General features: G+C 70.3%; 10 protein-coding genes and 1 pseudogene. 6 read left to right on the forward strand and 5 right to left on the reverse strand.

Annotated features, from left to right (window positions below):
• Positions 1–244: 244 nt before the first annotated feature.
• The 3 genes and pseudogenes from MTDSW087_RS25090 to MTDSW087_RS25100 form a co-directional block, all read left to right on the forward strand.
• A pseudogene (locus tag MTDSW087_RS25090) lies at positions 245–505 on the forward strand (LLM class flavin-dependent oxidoreductase); the annotation flags it as partial.
• Between the two features lie 193 nt (positions 506–698).
• Positions 699–2,414 (forward strand): dihydroxy-acid dehydratase, encoded by a 1,716-nt coding sequence (locus MTDSW087_RS25095; RefSeq protein ID WP_144767764.1) that lies wholly within the window; start codon positions 699–701, stop codon positions 2,412–2,414.
• 78 nt (positions 2,415–2,492) lie between these two features.
• Entirely contained in the window at positions 2,493–3,977 is a 1,485-nt protein-coding gene (locus MTDSW087_RS25100) for an aldehyde dehydrogenase (protein WP_144767766.1), read from the forward strand.
• Between the two features lie 154 nt (positions 3,978–4,131).
• On the opposite strand, the gene MTDSW087_RS25105 is transcribed toward MTDSW087_RS25100, so the two are convergent.
• From MTDSW087_RS25105 to MTDSW087_RS25125, 5 genes are all read right to left on the reverse strand, one after another.
• Positions 4,132–5,436 (reverse strand): O-acetylhomoserine aminocarboxypropyltransferase/cysteine synthase family protein, encoded by a 1,305-nt coding sequence (locus tag MTDSW087_RS25105; RefSeq protein ID WP_144767768.1) that lies wholly within the window; start codon positions 5,434–5,436, stop codon positions 4,132–4,134.
• A 51-nt stretch (positions 5,437–5,487) separates the two neighbouring features.
• Positions 5,488–5,874, reverse strand: coding sequence for a response regulator (locus MTDSW087_RS25110; protein ID WP_144767769.1), 387 nt, complete (start codon positions 5,872–5,874; stop codon positions 5,488–5,490).
• A 100-nt stretch (positions 5,875–5,974) separates the two neighbouring features.
• Entirely contained in the window at positions 5,975–7,279 is a 1,305-nt protein-coding gene (locus tag MTDSW087_RS25115) for a sensor histidine kinase (RefSeq protein ID WP_238179008.1), read from the reverse strand.
• 247 nt (positions 7,280–7,526) lie between these two features.
• A complete protein-coding gene (locus tag MTDSW087_RS25120) occupies positions 7,527–9,158 on the reverse strand; it encodes an ABC1 kinase family protein (protein WP_144767771.1) in 1,632 nt (543 codons plus the stop codon).
• Positions 9,159–9,461: 303 nt separating this feature from the next.
• Entirely contained in the window at positions 9,462–10,793 is a 1,332-nt protein-coding gene (locus MTDSW087_RS25125) for a TAXI family TRAP transporter solute-binding subunit (RefSeq protein WP_144767773.1), read from the reverse strand.
• Positions 10,794–11,130: 337 nt separating this feature from the next.
• On the opposite strand from MTDSW087_RS25125, the gene MTDSW087_RS25130 reads away from it, so the two are divergent.
• The 3 genes from MTDSW087_RS25130 (at position 11,131) to cyoB (ending at position 15,823) form a co-directional block, all read left to right on the forward strand.
• Positions 11,131–12,465 (forward strand): MFS transporter, encoded by a 1,335-nt coding sequence (locus MTDSW087_RS25130; RefSeq protein WP_144767775.1) that lies wholly within the window; start codon positions 11,131–11,133, stop codon positions 12,463–12,465.
• Positions 12,466–12,567: 102 nt separating this feature from the next.
• A complete protein-coding gene (cyoA, locus tag MTDSW087_RS25135; RefSeq protein WP_144767777.1) occupies positions 12,568–13,764 on the forward strand; it encodes a ubiquinol oxidase subunit II in 1,197 nt (398 codons plus the stop codon).
• Between the two features lie 40 nt (positions 13,765–13,804).
• Complete coding sequence (gene cyoB, locus MTDSW087_RS25140) at positions 13,805–15,823, forward strand: cytochrome o ubiquinol oxidase subunit I (protein ID WP_144767779.1); 2,019 nt, start codon at positions 13,805–13,807, stop codon at positions 15,821–15,823.

Raw genomic sequence — 15,823 nt, forward strand, 5'->3', positions numbered from 1 at the left:
ATCCGTCAGGTCGAACCGCGCCATCCAGAACCCTCCCTCGCCAGAGGGTTAACGACGGCACGCCTCACCCGTGCCCACCGTTATGGGTTCGCGACCTAGAGCATTTTCCGCGGAAGTGGATACCGGTTCGGCGAAAGAGATCGCGTCAAAACAAAGATTTAGAGCCGATCTCGATTGCAGCGCGATCGGGAACGGCTCTCGGGCCGTTCGCGCTCCTGTCGTGACGCATTTTCAGGAATAGGCAATGGCCGCGCGTCAGCTCCACCTCAACGTCAACCTGCTGCATTCGGGCGTCCATCCGTCCGCCTGGCGCCTGCCGGAGAGCCGGCCGGACGCCTTCGTGGAGATCGGCCATTTCGTGCGCGTCGCCCGGGTGGCGGAGCGGGCGAAGCTCGACGCGATCTTCCTCGCCGACACGCCGGCCATCAACGACCGGATCGACCACCGGCCGTTCAACGCCCTGGAGCCGACGATCGTGCTCGCGAGCGTGGCGGCGGCCGCCGCGCTCTCGGCCTGACCCCGACCACGGAGGATGACGATGACGGAACGCCAGATCGCCGGCTTCGCGGCGCGCCCCTGCACTGAGCCGCACTGAGCCTGCCTCCCCGACTGGCCCGGCCCGCCCCCGCGCCTTAGACTTCCCGCCCAGGAGGCGCGCCGGGTGGACCGGCGCGGCCATCCCCGGGTGGAGAAGCGCCGTGCAGATCGGATCCATCGGCCTCGACCGGGGCCTGACCAATTACGGCGACCGCGACTTCGCCCGCTTCCTGCGCCGCTCCTTCGCCCGCTCCATGGGCATCTCGCCCGGCCTGCTCTCGAAGCCGGTGGTCGGCATCGCCATGACGCCCTCGGGCTTCAACAACTGCCACCGCTCCATGCCGGAACTCGTCGAGGCGGTCTCGCGCGGCGTGCTGGCGGCCGGCGCCCTGCCGCGGCCCTTCCCCACCGTGTCGCTCGGCGAGGTTTTCCTCAACCCGACCAGCATGATGTACCGCAACCTCATGGCCATGGACACCGAGGAGATGATCCAGGCCCAGCCGATGGACGCGGTCGTGCTCATCGGCGGTTGCGACAAGACCGTGCCGGCCCAGCTCATGGGCGCGGCCTCCGCCGACCTGCCCGCGGTGCAGCTCGTCACCGGGCCGATGTCGACCGGCCGCCACCGCGGCCAGCGCCTCGGCGCCTGCACCGATTGCCGCGGCTTCTGGGCGAAGTACCGCGCCGGCACGGTGGACGCTGAGGAGATCGCCGAGGTCGAGGGCCGGCTCTCGGTCACGGCCGGCACCTGCGCGGTGATGGGCACCGCCTCGACCATGGCCTGCATCGCGGAGGCGCTCGGGATGTCGCTGCCCGGCACCGCCGCGATCCCGGCGGTCCATTCCGACCGCCTCGTGGCGGCCGAGGAGAGCGGGCGCGCCGCCGTGCGCCTGATCGAGACGAAGATCCGCCCCTCCCAGGTCATCACGCAGAAGTCGGTCGAGAACGCGATCCGGGTGCTGATGGCCTTGTCGGGCTCGACCAACGCCATCGTGCATCTCACGGCCATCGCCGGCCGGCTCGGCATCCGCATCCCGCCGGAGCGCTTCAACCAGATCTCGGACGAGACCCCGGTTCTGGTCGACCTGAAGCCGGTCGGCCAGGGCTACATGGAGGATTTCCACGCCGCCGGCGGCATGGGCGCACTCTTGCGCGAGCTGAAGCCGCTGCTGCACCTCGACACCCTCGACATCGAGGGCCGGACGCTCGCTGAGCGCCTGGAGGAGCCGGCCGGCTGGACCGACCGCGCGATCATCCGGTCATCCTCCGATCCGGTCTCGCCGGTGGGCGGGCTGGTCTCGCTCTCAGGGACCCTCGCGCCGGACGGGGCGATCTTCAAGCGCGCGGCGGCGACGCCCGAGCTGTTCGAGTCGGAGGGGCGGGCCGTGGTGTTCACGGGGCTCGAGGACCTCAGCCGGCGCATCGACGATCCGGACCTCGCGGTGGGCGCGAACGACATCCTGGTCCTGCAGAATGCCGGCCCGCACGCGGCGGGCATGCCGGAGGCGGGCTACCTGCCGATCCCGAAGAAGCTGGCGCAGGCCGGCGTGAAGGACATGGTGCGGATCTCGGACGCGCGCATGTCCGGCACGGCCTTCGGCTCGATCGTGCTGCACGTGGCGCCGGAGGCCGCGATCGGCGGTCCGCTGGCGGCGGTGCGCGACGGCGACCGCATCCGGCTCTCGATCCGCGACAAGCGCGTCGACCTGCTGGTCGAGCCCGAGGAGATCGCCCGGCGGATGGACGGCTTCACGCCGCCGCCGGCCCCGACGCGGGGCTACAAGGCGCTCTACCGGCGGACCGTCACGCAGGCGCCCGAGGGCTGCGACTTCGACTTCCTGGCGGCCCCGGCGCCGAGTCCCGCCTCCGACCGGTGACGGCGATCCGGCGTCCCCTTCGCCGGAGAGCGCTCTAGATCGTGCTGCGCGAGGCTCCGGGACGCGAGGAGAGGCAGGATGGCGCTCGAACGATTCCGCAACACCGTGGCGGGCCGCGCCTGCGAGAGCGCGACCGGGCGCTGGTTCACCACCGCCAACCCCTTCGACGGGCGCGACTGGGCCGAATTGCCCCGCTGCGGCCCGGAGGATGCCGAGGCCGCGATCGAGGCCGCCCACGCTGCCTTCACCAAGGGGCCGTGGCCGGCCCTCTCGGCCACCAACCGCGGCAAGCTCCTGCGCCGTCTCGGCGACCTCGTCGCCCGCGACGCGGAAACGCTCGCGGCCCTGGAGGTGCGCGACAACGGCAAGCTCTACGCCGAGATGGTCGGCCAGCTCCGCTACATCCCCGAGTGGTTCCACTATTACGGCGGACTCGCCGACAAGATCGAGGGCGGCGTCCTGCCGCTCGATAAGCCGGATCTGTTCACCTACACCAAGCGCGAGCCGCTCGGCGTGATCGTCTGCATCACGCCGTGGAACTCGCCCCTGATGCTGCTCACCTGGAAGCTCGCCCCAGCGCTCGCCGCCGGCAACACCGTGGTGATCAAGCCGTCCGAGTTCACCTCCTGCTCGACGCTCGCCCTCATGGATCTCGTGCGTGAGGCGGGCTTCCCCGACGGCGTCGTCAACACGGTGACGGGCTACGGCGCCGAGGTCGGGCCGGCTCTCTGCGAGCACCGCCACGTCGCCAAGGTCGCCTTCACGGGCGGGGATGCGACGGGTGCCGCGGTCTACGCGGCGGCCGCCAAGGGCATCAAGCACGTCACGCTGGAGCTCGGCGGCAAGTCGCCCAACATCGTCTTCGCCGACGCCAATCTCGACCACGCGGTCAAGGGCGCGATCTCCGGCATCTTCGCGGCCTCGGGCCAGACCTGCATCGCCGGCTCGCGCCTCCTCGTGCAGCGCTCGGTCTACGAGGAGGTCTCCCGCCGCCTCGTGGACTTCGCCGCGCAGGCCAAGCTCGGCAATCCGATGGATGCCGCCACCCAGGTCGGCCCCATCACCACCCAGCCGCAGCGCGAGAAGGTGCTGTCCTACATCGAGGTCGCCCGCAGCGAGGGCGCGCGCTGCCTGCTCGGCGGCGGCAGGCCCGAGGCGCCGGAGCTGGCCCAGGGCTGGTTCGTGCAGCCGACGATCTTCGGCGAGGTCTCGAACGCCATGCGCATCGCGCAGGAGGAGGTGTTCGGCCCCGTGCTCTCGATCATCCCGTTCGAGGACGAGGACCACGCCGTCGAGATCGCCAACGACAGCCTCTACGGCCTCGCGGCCGGCATCTGGACCACCGACCTCCGCCGCGCGCTGCGGCTGCCCGACCGGATCCGGGCCGGCACGGTCTGGGTCAACACCTACCGGGCGGTGAGCGTGATGGCGCCCTTCGGCGGCTACAAGCGCAGCGGCATCGGCCGCGAGAACGGCCAGTCGGCGATCGACGAATATCTCCAGACCAAGAGCGTCTGGATCAACCTCGCCGAGGACGTGCCGAACCCCTTCGTGATGCGCTGAGGGCTCGATAATCGCCCGTTGATCGGAGCGGCCATGCCGTAGCCTCTCACGCGGCGCGGTCCAAAATACCGGTCAGGTCACCATCGTCCGCCGCCTCGCGGCGGAAGGCTGCGAGTAGCCGCGGCCTGGACGCGTCGGCGTAGCGTACCTTTGCTCAGTCGAGCTTGGCCAGCGCCTGCGCGATGTCGGCGATCAGGTCCTCGACGTTCTCAAGGCCGACCGAGAGGCGCACCGTCTCGGAGCCGACGCGGGCGGCGTCGCGCTCCTCGGGGCGGAGCTGGCGGTGCGTGGTCGAGGCTGGGTGGATCGCCAGCGACTTGATCTCGCCGATGTTCACGAGGTGCGAGATCAGCTCCAGGCCCATGATGAAGCGGATCGCGTCCGGCTCGCCGCCCTTCAGCGCGAAGGTGAAGATCGAGCCGGGCCCCTGCGGCACGTAGCGCTCGGCCAGCGCCGCGCCCTCCTGCCCGGGCAGGCCCGGATAGCTGACCCAGGCGACCTTCGGATGGTCTTTAAGATAGGCCGCCACCGTCCGCGCATTGGCGCAGTGGCGGGCCATGCGCAGCGGCAGCGTCTCGATGCCGGTGAGCGTCAGGAAGGCGTTCATCGGCGAGAGGCCGGGGCCGAGGTCGCGCAGGCCGAACAGGCGGCAGGCCACGGCGAAGGGCATGTCCGGAAAGCGCTCGCGCACCACCAGCCCCTCGTAATCCGGCCAGGGCGCGTTGATCAGGTCGTAGCGGTCCGCGCGCGCCCAGTCGAAGCGGCCGGCATCGCAGATCACGCCGCCGATGGTCTGGCCGGAGCCGCCGAGGAACTTCGAGGTCGAGTGGACCACGATGTCGGCCCCGTGCTCGATCGGCCGGATCAGGGCCGGGGAGGCGAGGGTGTTGTCGACGACGAGGGGCAGGCCGTGGCGCTTGGCCACCGCGGCGATGCCCTCGAGGTCCATCACGGCGGCGCAGGGATTGACGATCGACTCGCAGACGATCGCCCGGGTCCGCGGCGTGATCGCCGCCTCGAAATCCTCGGGCGTCAGGCCCGCGGCGAACTGGGGATGCAGGTCGTAGCGCCCGTCGAGGCGGCGCATCAGGCCGAGCGAGCCGCCGAACAGGCGCGGCGAGGCGACGTAGGCGTCCCCTGAGCGCAGCAGCGTCATCAGCACGAGGAGCACCGCCGACTGCCCGGAGGAGACGGCGACCGCGGCCTTGGCGCCTTCGAGGTCGGCCACCCGCCGCTCCAGCGCGGCGACCGTCGGGTTCGAGCCGCGCGAGTAGGAGAAGCCGGTGCGCCGCATGGCGAAGATGTCGGCGGCCTGCTCCGTCGAATCGAAGACGAAGCCGTTCGTGAAGTAGATCGGCTGCACCCGCGCGCCCGTGGCCGGGTCGGGGCTCGCCCCCGCATGGATCGCCCGCGTGGCGAAGCGGTGGGTCTTGGCGGGGGTGGCCTTGGCGTCCGTCATCGGATCAGGATTTCTGTTCGGAGGCGAAGAGGGAGCTCGCCTGCGCCGGGCTCAGGCCGCGCGGCGGGCGAAGGCGCGCAGGGTGCGCACCAGGGTCGTCGGCTCGTAGGGCTTGGGGATGAAGCGGGCGCCATCGGGCATGTCGTCCGGGCCGGGCGTGCCCATGCCGGAGACGATGAGGACCGGGATCGACGGCCAGCGATCGGCGACGAGACGGGCGAGGGCGAAGCCGTCCATGGAGCCCTGGGGCATGTCGACGTCGGTCATCAGGATGCCGACGTCGTCGCGGTTCTCCAGCACCTTCAGGGCCTTGTCGGCATGCGGCGCCTCGAGGACCGTGAAGCCGGCGTCGGACAGGGTGTCGGAGGCCTCCATCAGCAGGAGACCGTCATCTTCCACGAGGAGAACGACGGGTTGCTCGGGAGGGGTTTCGGGCATCAGGATCCGCGGGCGCTCTCTCGAACCGGCGAGGGCGGGCCTATTCCCCGTGCCCGCCCCCGTCAAGGCGCGACGGCTACCGGCCCGAGAGGGGCGGCCCTCATCCCGCCACGAGGCCGGAGAGCGGCGCGTCGAGGGTCAGGACGACGCCGGTCTCGGGATAGGCGAGATGCGCCGAGCCGCCGACCCCGTAGGCGAGGCTGCGCTGGATCAGCCGCGAGCCGAAGCCGGAGCGGGCGGGCGGGGTCACCGGCGGCCCGCCGCTCTCCTCCCAGCGGAAGCGGAACCGGCGCGCCTCCTCCGGCCCGGCGACCTCCCAGGTGATCGCCACGCGGCCGGCGGGCGTCGAGAGCGCGCCGTACTTCGCCGCGTTGGTGCCGAGCTCGTGCAGCATCAGCGCGAGCGTCAGGCCGGTGCGCGCGGCGAGCGTCAGGTCGGGGCCGGAGACCGCGAAGCGGCCGGGCTCGCCGCCGCCATGGAGCGTCACCGCGGTGCCGACGAGATCGGCGAGCCCGGCGCTCGACCACGAGCCCTGCAGCAGCACCTCGTGGGCGCGGGCCAGGGCGAAGAGCCGCGCGCCGAGCGCCTCGCCCGCGGCGGCGAGCGAATCGGCGTTGCGCAGGGTCTGCGCGCTGATCGCCTGGACCATGGCCAGGGTGTTCTTCACCCGGTGGGCGAGTTCCTGCATCAGCAGGGTCTGGCGGTCCTCGTTCTGCTTCAGCTCGGTGATGTCGCGGGACACGGCCAGGATCCGCTCGGGCCGCCCGTCGGCCCCGTCGATCGGCGTCACCGCGATGTCCCACCAGGTCTCGGCACCGCCGCGCCCCAGCCGCGCCTGGAAGCGGCGCGGGCGCCCGGCCCGGGCCGCGTCGAGGGCCGCCTTCACCGCCGCCCGGCTCTCGGGCGCCGACCAGAAGGCCGCCCAGGGCTGGCCGATCAGGGCGGCGTGGTTGGCCACCCCGAACATGGCGGGGCCGTTCGCGCTGACGGTGATCATGCGCCCGTCGAGGTCCAGCACCTTCACGCAATCGGTGCTGGTCCAGAGGATGCGGCGGTTGAACTCCTCGCTGGCGCGCAGCTGCAGGTTCAGCTCCTCGGCATCGGCGAGGCGCGCGCTCCGGTCCGCGAGGTCGATCCGGTGCTTGGCGTCGAGGGCCTCGGACTCGGCCCGGATCCGCTCCGCCTCGGCGCGGCTCGCGTCGCGCTCGGAGGCGACGATCTGGCCGAGCCGCGCGTTGCGCAGCAGCTCGGCATCGGCCTGGCGGTGCGCCTGGATCAGCAGGGCCCGCAGATGCCGGTTCTCGGTCTCCAGCGAAGCGAGGCGGCGCGTGACGCCGCCGTCCTCGACAGGGATTCTCCCGACAAGCGTGATCGTGTCCATCGCCGCCCCCGCGGCGCCGCTCATGGCCCGCAACCGTGCGGACGCATCGGCACCCGACCCGACGAGCGCGCGAGGGCGGCGGCAGGGTTTCCTGGCTCGGGCGCAGCCCGGCGGCTTCAGCCGCTTCTGATCATGCGCCTCGACCGCGGTCCCGCGATTCGTAGGGTACGCTCAAGCTAGCACGGTGCGCGGCCCGCACAAGCATCCTGTGCCTGCCATCACTGATTTCCCTGACACGGAAAGCTTGACTGTCGCCTCGCGCGGGCTCGGTTCACTTGTTTCTTCCGAGTAGGACGAGCCAGCCGACGCCCAGGACGAAGACGATGAGGCCGATCGTCACGAAGACCGGCGTGCCGAGATCGATCAGGCGCGGGGCGAGCTGGGTCGCGAAGGCCGCGACGACGAGGGCGACCGCGACGCGCGCGGCGGCCCGCTCGATGCCGCGCGTGATCTTGTCGAGGCCTTTGATCTCGATCTCGACGGTGACCTTGCCCTGCTTCAGCCGCACCAGCATCAGGTGGATGAGGGTCGGCAGCTCCGAGGCCGCGCCGTAGAGGCCGACGCCGAGCGCCTCGGCCTTGGCCTTGAGCCCGGAGAGCGAGAACTGCGTCTGCATGCTCGCGCGCACGGTGGGGCCGGCGGCGGCGAACAGGTCGAAGTTCGGGTCGAGGTGGCGCATCACGCCGTCGGCGGTGACGAGGCCCTTGAACAGGATCGCGAGGTCGGTCGGCATCGCGAGGTCGTTCTCGCGGGCCATGGTCATGAAGTCGGTGAGCACGAGCCCGAGATTCAGCGGGATCGCGGAATGGCTCTCGACGAAGGCCTGGGCCGAGACCTGGAGCTTCGTCATGTCCGGGTTGCTCGCCCCCGTCCAGTCGAGGAGCACGGCCATCAGCCCGTCCGCGTCCTGCTTCAGCATGGCGCCGATCAGCACGAGGAGCTGGTTGCGCCGCCGCCGCGAGAGGCGCCCGATGATGCCGAAATCGATGAAGCCGATGCGGTTGCCGGACATCGCCAGCATGTTGCCGGGATGCGGGTCGGCGTGGAACACGCCCTCGATCAGCGCCATGCGCAGGAAGGCGTCGGTGCCCTTCTGGGCGAGCATCTTCTTGTCGACGCCGGCCTCGCGCAGGCGGGCCTCGTCGTTGGGCGGGATGCCCTCGATGAACTCCTGCACGAGCACCCGCTCGGAGCACCATTCCCAGTAGATCTTCGGGAAGACGATGTCGTCGCGGCCCTCGAAGATCTGGGCCAGCACCTCGCAGTTGCGCGCCTCGTTGAGGAGGTCGAGCTCGCCGTTCAGCCCCTCCGCGAGGTGGCGCATCTGCTCGCGCGGCTGGTAGCGGGCCATGTCCGGCCACTCGGTCTCGACGATGCGGGCGCCGTGCGCCATCAGGCGCAGATCCGCCTCGATGATCTTGCGCAGGTTCGGGCGCAGCACCTTGACGATGACCGTCTCGCCCGTGTGCAGCCGCGCCCGGTAGACCTGGGCGATCGAGGCGGAGGCGATCGGGTTGATGTCGAACTCGGCGAAGACCTCGTGGGGGCTGGCGCCGAGATCCTCCTCGAGCTGCGGCCGGATGGTCTCCCAGGCCACGGGGGAGACCTGACTGTGCAGCTTCTCCAGCTCCTCCGTCCAGGCCGGCGAGAGCAGGTCGGGGCGGCTCGCCAGGACCTGCCCGAACTTGATGAAGGTCGGCCCCAGCGCCTCGATGGCCCGGCGCAGGCGCTCGGGCTCCGACAGGCGGGTCACGTCGACCCGGGGCTTCCGGCGCGGCAGCAGCGGCAGGTAGCGCAGGCCGAGCCGGTCCACGACCCGGTTCACGCCGAAGCCGATCAGGATCGTGGCGATCTCCGAGAGCCGCTGGCGGTCGCGGGCGGCAACGAAGGCGGTCTTCAGCATGAAACGGGGCGCTTCCGTCCGGACGTGGGGCCGCTGCCCGCACAGCACGAGCATCGGGACTTTTTTGAGGTGGGATATGTGCCGGGCAGCGGTTCGTCCGCGCGGATTCGCACGCGTGGACCGTGGCCGGCCTCGAGCATTCCCGACACGCGCCTTCCGCCGACGAGAGCATTTTCCACGGAGGCTTCTTCCGGTTCCGTGAAAGAAAATGCAGCACAATCAATCAGATAGAGCATTCTCCGTGATCTCAGGGATCATGGAGAAGGCTCTCGTCCCGATTCGGCGGCGCGCTCCGGGAGCGCCCTATCCCTCCAGTCCCGCCTTGCGTCGCACGGTCGAGCGGGCGGCGTCCACCGCCACAGCCGCCGCGGTGAGGGTCCGGAGCTCGGCCGGGCGCTCGATGGCCTCGCGGGCGATCTCGGCGGCAAGCCCGTCGATCTCGTCCGCGAGCCCGTCGAGCCGCGCGCGCCCGCTGCTCTCGCGGGCCGCGGCCTGGATCTCGACGAGCCGCTCGGTGGCGGTCTCGACCCGCTCGCGGCGGATCCGGAACACCCGCTGGCGCAGCCAGGCCAGCGCCGAGCCGATGCCGCCGCCGAGGAAGGCGACGAGGTAGATCCAGGTCTCGTAGCGCTCGATGAAGCCCTCCTGCTCGCGCTCGAAATAGTCCATCGCCCCCGGATGGATGGGAAAGCGCGCGGCGGTGGCCGCGACGGTGCTGTCGTAGGCGGGCGCCTGGATGTCGGCGGCCGCCGGCAGCGCCTCGGCCAGCGCGCCGCGCATCTCGAACAGGTTCTGGGTCACCTCCGCCGCCGTGCTGCGCGACAGGTCGGCGCGGGCCATCAGCCGGTAGGCGGTCCCGACGGTGGCGATCTCCTCCTCCGGGATCCGGGGCCGCCCGCCGAACAGGGCGGCGGGCACGCCCACCGCCTGCAGGCGCGGCATCCGCGCGATCAGGGCCGGGCCGTCCGGCACCCCGAACAGGCGCACCTTGCCCTCCGAATCGGCCTGCCCGGCCTGCCCGACGAGGCGGGCGGCGGCCGGCGTCGTCGGGGTGGTGAGCACGATCACCGCATCGATCCGCCGCGCGGCGAGCGCCGCCTTCAGCTCGGCCTCGGCCACCGGCACCAGGGTCGCGGCATCCTCGGGCGCCTCCGCGCCGGGTGCGGCGGCGAGCCCGTAATGGGCGAGCGCGGCCTCGATCAGGGCGCGGTCGGAGACGCGCTCGGCCAGCACCCCGACCCGGCGCCCGGCGAGATCGGGGAGCGCGGCGAGGCCGGCCGATTCGGGGGCCGCCACGAGGAGGGCCTGCTCGCGCAGCACCGCGAGGGTCAGCCCCTTGTCGGGGGTGAGGATGTCCGGGCGGACCACGGCGAGATCGACCGTGCCGGCCTGCAGCGCCTCGGCGCTCTCGCGCACGCCGGGAAAGGGCTTGAGGTCGAGCCGGACCGAGCGGCGCCGCTCGGACAGCCGTGCGGCGATGGCGCGCAGCACCGCGGGCTCGGTGCCGCCGGCCGGGGCCACCGCCACGGTGAGCGTGGTCGCCCGCGACAGCCACAGCACCGTCGCGGCCGCCGCCGCCAGCAGGATCGCCGCGGCGAGGAAAGCCCGCTCCCGCCGGAACCCGAGCCTCGGCATCCCCTCTTCCCTCCCGGTCCGGACAGGCCCGGACATGCGAACCGCCGCACCGCCTGCCGCGATGGCACGCGATGGCACGCGATGACACCCGGGCCGATCTATGGAGCGCCCGCGACAATGCGAGACTTTCCACCGGCGCGAGGCTTACTTATCGTCCGTTCATCCTTCGTCCCGGCCGGTCGGCAGGGTCGTGCGAGCCCTGCACCGGACACCTTGGCCGGCATGCCTGGGTCCCGCGCGGCGCGGGGCCTGGATCCTTGCGCGGGCCGCGCCATGCGGTAGGTACGGCGCGCCCGCTCGGACGGTCGTGATCGCTTCGCGCGGGGATGGCATTCAGATGACACCGGACCACGCCATGGCGAACTCCGCCCCTCTCGAGCGCGATGCGCGCCTCGCCATGACCGACCACAAGGTCGCGCCGGGCGAGATCGCGATCGGCGTCGTCATCGGGCGGGCGGCCGAGTATTTCGACTTCTTCGTCTACGGCATCGCCTCGGTGCTGGTGTTCCCGAAGGTGTTCTTCCCGTTCGCCGACCCGCTGAAGGCGACGCTCTACTCCTTCGTCGTGTTCTCGCTCGCCTTCATCGCCCGGCCGATCGGCTCGGTGATCTTCATGGCGGTCGACCGGCGCCACGGCCGCGGGGTCAAGCTGACCATCGCGCTGTTCCTGCTCGGCGGCTCGACCATGCTGATCAGCTTCCTGCCGGGCTACGACACGATCGGCGTCTCGGCGATCTGGCTGCTCGCGGCGCTGCGGATCGGGCAGGGGCTGGCGCTGGGCGGCGCCTGGGACGGGCTCGCCTCCCTGCTCGCCCTCAACGCGCCGGTGGAGCGGCGCGGCTGGTACGCGATGATGCCCCAGCTCGGCGCCCCGGTCGGCTTCATGCTGGCGAGCCTGCTCTTCGCCTTCTTCGTGATGAACCTCGACCATGCCGACTTCATCGACTGGGGCTGGCGCTACCCGTTCTTCTGCGCCTTCACCATCAACGTGGTCGCCCTGTTCGCCCGGCTGCGCCTCGTGGCCACGGACGAGTTCGAGAGCCTGATCGAGAAGGGGCGGCTCGAGCCCACCACCTTCTTCAGCCTGCTCAAGGCCCATGGCGACGACGTGCTCATCGGCGCGCTGGTGCCGCTGGCGAGCTTCGCCCTGTTCCACCTCGTCACGATCTTCCCGATCTCCTGGATCACCCTGTTCACGCAGCGCTCGGCGGGCGAGTTCCTGCTCGTGCAGTTCGGCGGCGCCGTCCTGTTCGCGGGGGCGATCGTGTTCTCCGGGCTGATGGCCGACCAGATCGGGCGGCGCATGCACCTGCTGATCTCGGCGGGCCTGATCGCCGCCTTCGCGGTGGCGAGCAGCATCGCGCCCCTCGTCATCGAGGAGAACGTGATCGGCCAGACCGTCTACGTGCTCGCCGGCTTCTCGCTGCTCGGCCTCGCCTACGGCCAGTCCTCGGGCGCCATCTCCGCGCGGTTCGGCTCGCGCTACCGCTATACCGGCGCGGCGCTCACCTCGGACCTCGCCTGGCTGTTCGGGGCCGGCTTCGCGCCGCTCGTGGCGCTCGGCCTCTCGGCCAAGTTCGGCCTCGCCTGCGTCGGCCTCTACCTGCTCTCGGGCGCGGTGGCCACGATCCTGGCGCTCGCCTTCAACCGCTCCGAGATCCGGCAGATGTAGCCGGGCCTCGCCTTGAACGACGCTCACGCGGCGCGGCTGCCGGCCGCGCCTTCCACATCGTCCCGCCGCGCCGCGCGGCCGGGGGGAATCATCGGGGACTCGATGTCGATCGCCGCGGTCATCTCCGCTCTCACGGTGCGCGCGCAGCGCCTCGCCGCCCGCGCCCGCCCGCTCCGGGCCGCGCTCGTCCTGCCGCTGGCCGGGCTTCTCGCCGGCTGCAACCTGGTGGTGATGAACCCCTCGGGCGACGTGGCGGTGCAGCAGCGCAACCTCGTCATCGCCTCGACGGGGCTGATGCTGCTGATCATCGTGCCGGTGATCATCCTGACGCTGATCTTCGCCTGGCACTACCGGGACTCGAACAAGTCCGCGACCTACGATCCCGGCTGGCACCACTCGACGCAGCTCGAGGTGGTGATCTGGTCCGTGCCGCTGGTGATCATCATCGCCCTCGGCGCGCTGACCTGGATCAGCACCCACACCCTCGACCCCTACCGCCCGCTCTCGCGGATCGCGCCCGGCCAGCCGGTGGCGGCCGAGACCAAGCCGCTCGAGGTCCAGGCCGTGGCGCTCGACTGGAAGTGGCTGTTCTTCTACCCCGAATACGGGGTCGCCACGGTGAACGAGCTCGCCGCCCCGGTGGACCGGCCGATCAGCTTCAAGATCACCGCCTCCTCGGTGATGAACACCTTCTACGTCCCGGCCCTGGCCGGCATGGTCTACGCGATGCCCGGCATGGAGATGAAGCTCCACGCCGTGATCAACAAGCCTGGCGTCTACGAGGGGCTGTCTGCGCAGTACAGCGGCAGCGGCTTCTCGCGCATGACGTTCAAATTCCACGGCCTCGACGAGGCCGCCTTCGACGCCTGGATCGCCAAAGTAAAATCCGAAGGCAAAGATCTCAGCCGCGACGCCTATCTGGAGCTGGAGAAGCCCAGCGAGCGCGAGCCCGTGCGCTACTACGCCTCCGCGGCGGACGGCCTCTTCAGCCGGATCGTCAACATGTGCGCCCTGCCCGGCAAGATGTGCATGAGCGAGATGATGAAGATCGACGCGGCCGGCGGCGCGGGCGTGCACAGCCACGAGAATCGCGAGCGCCTGCGCTACGACAACCGGCACATCCAGCAGGGCGACGAGGCCCCCGGCGCCACCGTGCCGGCCTCCGGCCGCCCGCCGCGGTCCGAGCCGCAACCCGGCGGCGCGCCGCCCGCGGGCGGCCATGGCGGCCACGACCATGGCGGCCATTCCGCGCCCGGCTCCGACGGGTCCGTGGCGCCCGCCCAGCGCAACAACAATTGAGGCCGGCGGTCAGCCGACGCATCGCCAGAGAGCCGATCCCATGTTCTCGAACCTCGACTTCACGAATCTCGACCTGCAGAAGCTCGTCTTCGGACGTCTGAGCCTGGCCGACATCCCCTACCATGAGCCGATCCTGCTCGTGACCTTCGCGGTCGTGGCGATGGGCGGCGTCGTGGTGCTCGGGGCGATCACCTATTTCCGCTTCTGGGGCCCGCTCTGGCGGGACTGGGTGACCTCGGTCGACCACAAGAAGATCGGCATCATGTACATCATCCTGGCGCTGGTGATGCTGCTCCGCGGCTTCGCCGACGCGATCATGATGATCACCCAGAAGGCGATCGCCTTCGGGCCGAGCGAGGGCTACCTGCCGCCGCACCACTACGACCAGATCTTCACCGCCCACGGCGTGATCATGATCTTCTTCGTGGCGATGCCGTTCGTCACCGGGCTGATGAACTACGTCGTGCCGCTGCAGATCGGCGCCCGCGACGTCTCGTTCCCGTTCCTGAACAATTTCAGCTTCTGGATGACGGTGGCCGGCGCGGTCATCACCATGATCTCGCTGTTCGTGGGCGAGTTCTCGCGCGCCACCTGGCTCGGCTACCCGCCGCTCTCGGGCGCCGACATGAGCCCGGGCGTCGGGGTCGATTACTGGATCTGGGGCCTGCAGATCGCCGGTATCGGCACCCTGCTGTCGGGCATCAACCTGGTCGCCACCATCGTGAAGATGCGCGCGCCGGGCATGACCATGATGAAGCTGCCGGTCTTCGTCTGGACCTCGCTGTGCACGAACGTGCTGATCGTCGCCGCCTTCCCGATCCTCACGGCCGTCCTCGTGCTGCTGTCGCTCGACCGCTACGTCGGCACGCACTTCTTCACGAACGACCTCGGCGGCAATCCGATGATGTACTTCAACCTCATCTGGATCTGGGGCCATCCGGAGGTCTACATCCTCATCCTGCCGGCCTTCGGCATCTTCTCCGAGGTGACCTCGACCTATTGCGGCAAGCGCCTGTTCGGCTACGCCTCGATGGTCTACGCCACCGTCGTCATCACGATCCTCTCCTACCTCGTCTGGCTGCACCACTTCTTCACGATGGGCTCGGGCGCCAACGTGAACTCGTTCTTCGGCATCACGACGATGATCATCTCGATCCCGACGGGTGCGAAGATCTTCAACTGGCTGTTCACCATGTATCGCGGCCGGATCCGCTTCGAGCTGCCCATGCTCTGGACGGTCGGCTTCATGGTGACCTTCGTCATTGGCGGCATGACCGGCGTGCTGCTGGCCGTGCCGCCGGCCGACTTCGTGCTGCACAACTCGCTCTTCCTGGTCGCGCACTTCCACAACGTGATCATCGGCGGCGTTCTGTTCGGCATGTTCGCCGGCGTGAACTACTGGTTCCCCAAGGCGTTCGGGTTCAAGCTCGACCCGTTCTGGGGCAAGATGAGCTTCTGGTGCTGGCTCGTCGGCTTCTACCTCGTCTTCATGCCGCTCTACGTGCTGGGGCTCATGGGCGTCACCCGCCGCACCCAGCACTTCGATGATCCCACCCTGCAGCCCTGGTTCATCGCCGCGGCCTGCGGCGCAGTGCTGATCTTGTGCGGGATCCTGTCCCTGCTCGTTCAGATCGTCGTCTCGATCCGCAACCGCGAGGCCCTGCGCGACACGACCGGCGATCCGTGGGGCGGCCGGACCCTCGAATGGTCCACCTCCTCGCCGCCGCCGGACTACAACTTCGCCTTCACGCCGGTCGTGCACGACCTCGACGCCTGGTACGACATGAAGAGCCGCGGCTACGCGCGCCCGCTCAACGGCTTCAGGCCGATCCACATGCCGAAGAACACCGGCACGGGTGCGATCATCGGCGGCCTGAGCGTCGTCTTTGGCTTCGCCATGATCTGGTACATCTGGTGGCTGGCGGCGCTCTCCTTCGCGGCGATCTTCATCGTCTCGATCGTCCACACCTTCAACTATAACCGCGACTTCTACATCCCAGCCGACACCGTCGTCCGGGCCGAGAACGAGCGCACCGCCGTGCTGGCGGGACGGGTCTGA

Source organism: Methylobacterium dankookense (assembly GCF_902141855.1).
Taxonomy (GTDB): domain Bacteria; phylum Pseudomonadota; class Alphaproteobacteria; order Rhizobiales; family Beijerinckiaceae; genus Methylobacterium; species Methylobacterium dankookense.

Bases quoted from the DNA above. Each gene is read 5' to 3' on its own strand.
- MTDSW087_RS25100 (WP_144767766.1), top strand. From the start codon at position 2,493: ATGGCGCTCGAACGATTCCGCAACACCGTGGCGGGCCGCGCCTGCGAG.
- MTDSW087_RS25105 (WP_144767768.1), bottom strand. From the start codon at position 5,436: ATGACGGACGCCAAGGCCACCCCCGCCAAGACCCACCGCTTCGCCACG.
- MTDSW087_RS25110 (WP_144767769.1), bottom strand. From the start codon at position 5,874: ATGCCCGAAACCCCTCCCGAGCAACCCGTCGTTCTCCTCGTGGAAGAT.
- MTDSW087_RS25115 (WP_238179008.1), bottom strand. From the start codon at position 7,279: ATGAGCGGCGCCGCGGGGGCGGCGATGGACACGATCACGCTTGTCGGG.
- MTDSW087_RS25120 (WP_144767771.1), bottom strand. From the start codon at position 9,158: ATGCTGAAGACCGCCTTCGTTGCCGCCCGCGACCGCCAGCGGCTCTCG.
- MTDSW087_RS25125 (WP_144767773.1), bottom strand. From the start codon at position 10,793: ATGCCGAGGCTCGGGTTCCGGCGGGAGCGGGCTTTCCTCGCCGCGGCG.
- MTDSW087_RS25130 (WP_144767775.1), top strand. From the start codon at position 11,131: ATGACACCGGACCACGCCATGGCGAACTCCGCCCCTCTCGAGCGCGAT.
- cyoA (WP_144767777.1), top strand. From the start codon at position 12,568: ATGTCGATCGCCGCGGTCATCTCCGCTCTCACGGTGCGCGCGCAGCGC.
- cyoB (WP_144767779.1), top strand. From the start codon at position 13,805: ATGTTCTCGAACCTCGACTTCACGAATCTCGACCTGCAGAAGCTCGTC.